This is a genomic window from candidate division WOR-3 bacterium (genome assembly GCA_039801365.1).
Classification (GTDB): domain Bacteria; phylum Hydrothermota; class Tepidihabitantia; order Tepidihabitantales; family Tepidihabitantaceae; genus JBDRUN01.
In genome coordinates, this window is record JBDRUN010000020.1 from 24,783 (window position 1) to 31,219 (window position 6,437).

6 protein-coding genes are annotated in these 6,437 nt (G+C 58.1%); 1 reads left to right on the plus strand and 5 read right to left on the minus strand.

Annotation, left to right across the window (positions count from 1 at the left end):
• Window position 1 precedes the first annotated feature (1 nt).
• Window positions 2-829, plus strand: coding sequence for a mechanosensitive ion channel family protein (locus tag ABIL25_04315; protein ID MEO0081503.1), 828 nt, complete (start codon window positions 2-4; stop codon window positions 827-829).
• A 614-nt stretch (window positions 830-1,443) separates the two neighbouring features.
• Here ABIL25_04315 and rlmN read toward each other — a convergent pair.
• From rlmN to mreC, 5 genes are all read right to left on the minus strand, one after another.
• Window positions 1,444-2,529, minus strand: coding sequence for a 23S rRNA (adenine(2503)-C(2))-methyltransferase RlmN (rlmN, locus tag ABIL25_04320; protein ID MEO0081504.1), 1,086 nt, complete (start codon window positions 2,527-2,529; stop codon window positions 1,444-1,446).
• The gene (locus ABIL25_04325) at window positions 2,526-3,701 is read right to left on the minus strand and encodes an FtsW/RodA/SpoVE family cell cycle protein (GenBank protein ID MEO0081505.1); all 1,176 of its coding nucleotides are present in this window, start codon (window positions 3,699-3,701) and stop codon (window positions 2,526-2,528) included. The genes rlmN and ABIL25_04325 overlap by 4 nt, the downstream gene beginning before the upstream one ends.
• The gene (gene mrdA, locus ABIL25_04330; GenBank protein MEO0081506.1) at window positions 3,688-5,436 is read right to left on the minus strand and encodes a penicillin-binding protein 2; all 1,749 of its coding nucleotides are present in this window, start codon (window positions 5,434-5,436) and stop codon (window positions 3,688-3,690) included. Before mrdA ends, ABIL25_04325 begins: the two co-directional genes overlap by 14 nt.
• A gap of 34 nt (window positions 5,437-5,470) precedes the next feature.
• Window positions 5,471-5,911, minus strand: a complete 441-nt coding sequence (mreD, locus tag ABIL25_04335; protein ID MEO0081507.1) for a rod shape-determining protein MreD — start codon at window positions 5,909-5,911, stop codon at window positions 5,471-5,473.
• Window positions 5,908-6,437, minus strand: a 530-nt coding sequence (mreC, locus tag ABIL25_04340) for a rod shape-determining protein MreC (protein MEO0081508.1), incomplete at its 5' end; no start/stop codon positions are given. The genes mreC and mreD, both read right to left, overlap by 4 nt.

The following is a 6,437-nucleotide window of genomic DNA, read 5'->3' on the forward strand; positions in this document are numbered from 1 at the left end:
CATGTTCTGGCAGGCTTTGAAGACGAGGCTGCTTGCGCCGGAGAAACTGGCTGAGTACGCGGTCAAGGCAATCCATCTGGTACTCATCATTGTGGCTGCCTGGCTGGTGTACTTTGTTGTCGCCAGAATAATGCGCCGCGTTGTCGAGAAGGGCGGAGCGCGTGAGCGCAGAGCCAGGACGCTCGTCTCTCTCATCCAGAGCATTCTCGGGTACAGCATACTGTTTGTCGCCATTATTCTCTGTCTGCGCACGCTTGGAGTGGACTATGCCGCGATTCTGGCCGGAGCAGGTGTGATTGGACTGGCCGTGGGTTTTGGAGCACAGACCTTGGTGCGGGACTTTATCTCCGGATTCTTTATCCTTTTCGAAGACCTTATCAGTGTCGGCGACTACGTGACGGTTGGCGATATCGCCGGCACGGTCGAGAAAGTGGGTTTCAGGGCTACGCAGTTACGCGGGTTCGATGGCGTACTGCACGTGGTTCCGAACGGTGAGCTTACCAAGTTTGGTAACGCGAACCGTGGGTTCACGCGTGCACTTGTGACGGTTGACATTGCCTATGAACAAGATGTGGAGAAAAGTCTGGCTGTTGCTCGAACCGCAGCTGAGCGGTGGTACGAATCATTCCAAGACATCGCGCTGGAGCCGCCAGTGGTCCAGGGCATCGTCGCGTTCGGCGACTCAGGGATGAGGATTCGCGTGGTGGCAAAGGTCAGGCCGATGCAGCACTGGGAAGCAGAGCGGTCCCTGCGTCTTGCACTCAAACAGGCATTCGATGCCGCGGGCATCGAGATCCCGTTTCCACGGCGGGTCGTCTATTCCAAGTAGCACAGCCGGGGGCGGCCGGTGCCCGAGTAGGCAGGCGTACCGCCTTGGCTCAGGTTGTGCGGCTTTGAGGTCAGAGTAACACTGAGGTTGTCCTAGCCGGGCGATGGCGGAGACGCCCTTACTGCATCCACGGGAATTCACTAGGACTCTACATATCCGACATTATCTCGCACCCGGCACGGGAGCCGGCACACGGGCAGGGGGTTACCCAGTTACCCCGGGAGTGACTCCCCATCTGAGTCGGGTTTTCAGTCTTGGAGCGAGATGGTTGGTCAGCCGGCAGTTGAGTTCAGAACTGAGGTGGAGCATCAGATAGTATCTCAAGTTTCTGATAAACGAGGAGTTAAGGTGCTTTGTTACGTCCGGTATCACAGCCGGTCTGAATGGATACTTGAATGCCGTCCTGACTATTTGGCTCAGGTCCGGTTTCAGACACTGTGTCAGGCGGCGACTGAGTTGCGGTTAGAACGCGGCATTGAGGACCGAAGTCAGGCTCCAGTTTTCCGGTGGTCTGGCCGAGATTCTACCTTCCGTGCCGGAGTCGAGGTGGACCGAGGTATTGTAGAAACGGGGCTACGTGTGCGTTGACAGGCAGGTTGCCGGCTGCCGGTTCTTCAACTAGCAGCCAGGGTTATGCTGCTGGCGAGCTGACCGCAGGCCGCGAGAATGTCAGTTCCGCGGCTGCGCCGGATGGTGACCGCAGGGAGAAGCGGAAACAGAGCCCGCCGGAATCGTTCAACTTCATGCTCAGACGGTGCCCGGAATTCGCAGCCGGGAAACGGGTTCAAGGGTATCAGGTTGACCTTGCACGGAATCCCTTTGAGCAGCCGCTCCAGTTGGCGAACGTCCTGTTTTCGGTTGTTCACTCCGTCAATGAGTACATACTCAAACGTTACGCGCTTGTGCTTTATCCGGGTGAATTCTTGAACGGTCGGCATCAGTTCTTCGAGTGGAAAGCTGCGATTCACCGGCATCAGTCGGTCTCGGGTTTCGTTGTCCGTCGCATTGAGTGAAACGGCAAGTCTGGTCTGGAGTGGTATCCGGGCGTAGCGACGAATAGCGTCTGGAATACCCGCAGTTGATACTGTCATTTTGCGGGCGCCGATCTTTAGACCGTAGTCACAGTTTAGTTGGGTCAGGGCTTCGATTGTTGCGTCGTAGTTCAGGAACGGTTCGCCCATTCCCATGAAGACAACGTTTGTGATGGCAGGTCCTGTTTCCCGGTTTCCGGAGCGCTTCGCGTGGTGGGATGTGGAATCCTGCTCTTGAACTTTTCTTCTTACCCCCAGAACCTGAGCGGTGATTTCGTGCCAGCTGAGGTTGCGGCTGAAGCCCATCGTACCGGTGTAACAGAACACACACCCAAGACCGCAGCCGACCTGGGAGGAGACGCAAACGGTGCGGCGGTCGGGTTCAGGTATGAAGACCGACTCGATCACCGAGGAGTCTGACAGCCGCCATGTGAACTTGGTTGTGCCGTCTATGTCTTGCACGAATTTTTCCAGCGTCGGTTCTCTTATCTCGAACTCTTGTGCGAGCCGGGTACGTTTGTCCTTTCCAAGGTCGGTCATTGCGTCGAGAGTCGTGACGCCTTTTTGCCAGAGCCAAGAGTACATCTGTTTAGCCCGGTATGGCTCCCAGCCCAGCCGCGTGCATAGTTCGGTGAGCTGAGCGAGGGTGAAGGAACGAAGGTCGGTCATTCCGGTTTGGCTCTGACGTTGAGGACCAAGCCGACCATGATGTAGCTCAGGAGCAGCGAGGAGCCGCCATAGCTTGTGAATGGCAGGGCGATACCGGTAATCGGCAGGAGTCCGAGGAGCATGCCGATGTTGACAAATACCTGACCGGCGAAAACCGTCGCGCACCCGATACAGAGCAACGAGTCAAAGCGGTCGCGCGTGGAGGAGGCTACCAGTAGAAACCGGTAGACGAGCAGCCCGAACAGAGAGAGCAGAATGACACTGCCCAGGAAACCGAACTCTTCCCCTATACAGGAGAAAACGAAGTCGGTATGTCGGTTGGGCAGAAAACCAAGCCGATTCTGGCTACCGCGTAGAAAACCCTTGCCGAGAAAACGGCCGGAGCCAATCGCAATGCGGGACTGGATGGCGTTCCAGCCGACGCCGTGCGGGTCAAGCCAGGGCGCTAGAAAGCTACGGATGCGGTCAACCTGGTATTCTCGAAGCAGGCGCAGGGAGAGGGGTGAAAGCAGACCGAAGAAAACGCTCGTCGCAAGTGCAATCAGGCTGCGGAAGAGGCTTGTGCGCCGCAGCATGACGATGGCAAGGAGAATGAATAATGGTATCCAGATGTACAGCGAGAATCCGGCGGCAAACGACAGGAGTGGGGTATAGAGCAGAAGAATGTGACGAGCGCTGAGTCCGTTCCAGTATAGCATCGCAGCCAGGACTAGGCTGAGTAGGATAGCTGTTGACAGGTCCGGTTCGGCAAGTACGAGCAGAGCCGGTGCCAGACAGATGAGGACGGGTAGGAGAAGACTACGGAACGTGAACTGAGTCTCGCGCTGGGCCGAGAGGTGTTTGGCGAGCATGAGGACAGCGGCGAGCTTGGCATACTCCGACGGCTGCAGTGCCACCGGCCCGATCATGAACCAACGGTTGGAGCCAGAACCTGTACCAAAGAAAAGCACGAGCGCAAGCAGGGCGAGTCCCAGAGCGTAGGCCGCCTCGGCCAGCCCGAGTAGATATCGGCGGGGTATGAAGTACGCGCCCAGAAATCCGGCGACAGCAACGGGTAGGAACAGCAGCTGACGAACAAGATAGTGGATGCCGCCAGTAGAGTAGATTGCAAGCATGCCGAATGCTGTCAGCAGGATAGTCGGCAGAACTATTCTTAGGTCAATCCGATTCATTGTCTGCGCTGGCATCAGAGTCAAGGGAGGCTTGAATCAGCCGGCTGGCGATCGGTGCAGCTACAGTACCACCGTGGCCGGCGTTCTCGACCAATACCGCGAAGACGACCTGCGGGTCGTCGGCCGGAGCATAGCCGACGAACCAAGCATGGTCAGCTCCAGGATTCTGAGCGGTGCCGGTCTTGCCTGCGATGGGTATCTCTTTAAGTTGGGCGGTACGAGCAGTACCGTAGGTCACAACCCGTTCAAGCGCCCGCTTGACCAACTTTAGGTCATTTGAAGCAAGTTGAGTTGTGTCAGCCAGGACTTTAGTCTGCATGATCCGACGGCCGGCTGAATCTACCGCGGCCAGAAGGTGGGGACGCGGGAAAACGCCATTGTTAGCGATGCCGGCGTAGGTGACACAAAGCTGAAGCGGAGTGGTAAGAATTTCGCCCTGGCCGATGGCGAAGTTCAGGAGTACGCCTGAGGTCCACTTGCCCTTGCCATACTTTGCATCAAGCCAGGCACGGGAAGGGATGTTGCCCGGGTTCTCAGCGGGCAGGTCCACGCCGGTAATCCGGCCGAGTGGCATGCCGGCGCAGAACGAGACCAGACTGTCCAGGCCAAGTGTAAGGCCGAGCTGGTAGAAGTAGATGTTGCAGGAATGAGTGATGGCGCCCGTGAGGTCGAGACTGCCGTGCCGTGCCCAGCACCGGAAAACTCTGTTACCGTACTTGTACGACCCGGTGCACGGTTCAAATCGGGTATGGCCAGTGACTACACCGTGGTGCAGGGCAGCCAAGGCAACTATTGGCTTGGCGACGCTGCCGGGAGGATACCCGGCACAGGTTACGCGGTTGAAAAATGGTTTGTCTTGACCGGCGGTGAACCGAGCCCAGGTTTCGCCGGGAATAGGAGAAAGAAACATGGCCGGGTCAAATACCGGGCGTGACACGAGACACAGTATGGCACCGGTTCGTACGTCCATACCGACGACAGCGCATCGGCGGTAGCCCGCGGTCAGATTCAGACAAAGTTCTTGTAGCCGCTGGTCAATTGTCAGATGCAGGTCAAGGCCAGGAACAGGTTGGACCGGTCGTTTTTCGGCAATTGTTCCGATTTCGCGACCTCGGGCGTCTACTTCAATGTACTCGTAACCGTCGTGGCCCCGGAGCAGACGTTCGTACTGGGCTTCGATACCGTCCCGGCCTATGTAGTCAAGCAGCCGATAGTCTGAGTCAGGTCCGAGGTCCTGTTCGCCCGCCTCTCCTAAGTGACCAAGTACGTGACAGTCGGCCTCGCCTGCCGGATAGCAGCGAATCGGGTCAACGCTGACCCTGACTCCCGGTAGGCGGAAGCTGTTTTCCTCAAGCCGTAGAACCGAGGCAATGTCTAGGTTGCGTCGGACCGTGACCGGTGAAGGCGTCAGGCTGAACGGTCGAACTCTGGACTGGAGTTCACTGAGTGGAATACCGAGAAGCCGGGAGAGCAAGAGCAGGGTGGTACTGTCCATTTCAGTGGGTATGACCGAGACCGTGAATGAGGGCCGAGTATCGGCCAGGAGTTGGCCCCGACAGTCGAAGATGCGGCCGCGCGGGGCAGAAAGCACGACTCGGCGCACATGATTGCGTTCGCTCAGGCGCGCGTACCGTGAGCCCTGAACAAGCTGGAGTTGAGCCAGGCGCAGCGTGAGAATTCCAAATAGGCCGGCGAGTACAAACGAAAGCTGTTTGTGCCGGTTTATTCCAGGCATGATCAAGTGTGAGTCTGCGGACGGGCTGGGCAGTTCATGTGGCCCTTGTCTGCAGGAGCCGGGAGCCGAGCCAGTCGGCCGGTAACACAAGCAGCAGAGTCAGTCCACCGGACACGGCAAGCGGAGTTGGTGCGGGCAACTCGGCTCCGACAAGAAACCGAAGACCATGCCGAGCCACAAGGCCGACGAGCACGAGCAACACCAGATGCCAGCGGCTGCGATAGAGAAGTGCGTGGACTGAAGCGACGCCGTAGGTCAGCGCAGTATAGATGGCTACATTGACGCCGAGACTGGCGGGCACCGAAAGGTCAAGACACAGGCCGGCCAGGAATGCCAGCGCCGTTGCCGCGAGTCTCGTTTCGTGAAGGGCAATGATAAATAGAGATAGCAATACGAGGTCGGGTCCAAACGGGCCGAGGCTAGTCTGGACCAAGCACAGGACGTACTCAATAAGGCATATGAGCAATAGTCTCATCTTTCTTCGACTGACGGCGGGACTTGGACTTCGGCCGGAGCAAGGTTGTCAAGCCAGGGGTCGGTCCAGAGGGATTCGGGCGGCAGGGACAGGCAGAACACGAATGCCTGTTCAAGTTTCGCGATATCGGCGAGGGGTAGAACCGTCACCGACTTGAACAGTTCGGTCGGTCGGTCCTCGGCTTTCTCTACGACGCCCACGACCAGGCCGTGTGGAAACACTTGGCCGGTGCCAGCGGTGACAATGGTGTCGCCCGGAAGGAAGGCCGAGCCTTTGACCGCATAGTCCAAGGTGAGTCTGGTTCCGGCGCCGCGACAGAGTGCTGGCACCCGGGAGCGGGCGCTGATTACCGAAACCCTCGATTCGGGCTCGAGGATGGTCTGGATCAAAGCTTGGTGTTCGCCGGCGGCGACAACTTTGCCGACGACTCCTTCAGGTGCCAGCACTGGTGCGGCCGGAAACACGCCATGAGTTCGGCCTCTAGAGACAATGAGCCAACGTGTCATGGTTGCTGGGTCACGCCCGA

Excerpts from the sequence above, each read along its gene's own strand:
- ABIL25_04315 (MEO0081503.1), top strand. The coding sequence starts at position 2 with ATGTTCTGGCAGGCTTTGAAGACGAGGCTGCTTGCGCCGGAGAAACTG.
- rlmN (MEO0081504.1), bottom strand. The coding sequence starts at position 2,529 with ATGACCGACCTTCGTTCCTTCACCCTCGCTCAGCTCACCGAACTATGC.
- ABIL25_04325 (MEO0081505.1), bottom strand. The coding sequence starts at position 3,701 with ATGAATCGGATTGACCTAAGAATAGTTCTGCCGACTATCCTGCTGACA.
- mrdA (MEO0081506.1), bottom strand. The coding sequence starts at position 5,436 with ATGCCTGGAATAAACCGGCACAAACAGCTTTCGTTTGTACTCGCCGGC.
- mreD (MEO0081507.1), bottom strand. The coding sequence starts at position 5,911 with ATGAGACTATTGCTCATATGCCTTATTGAGTACGTCCTGTGCTTGGTC.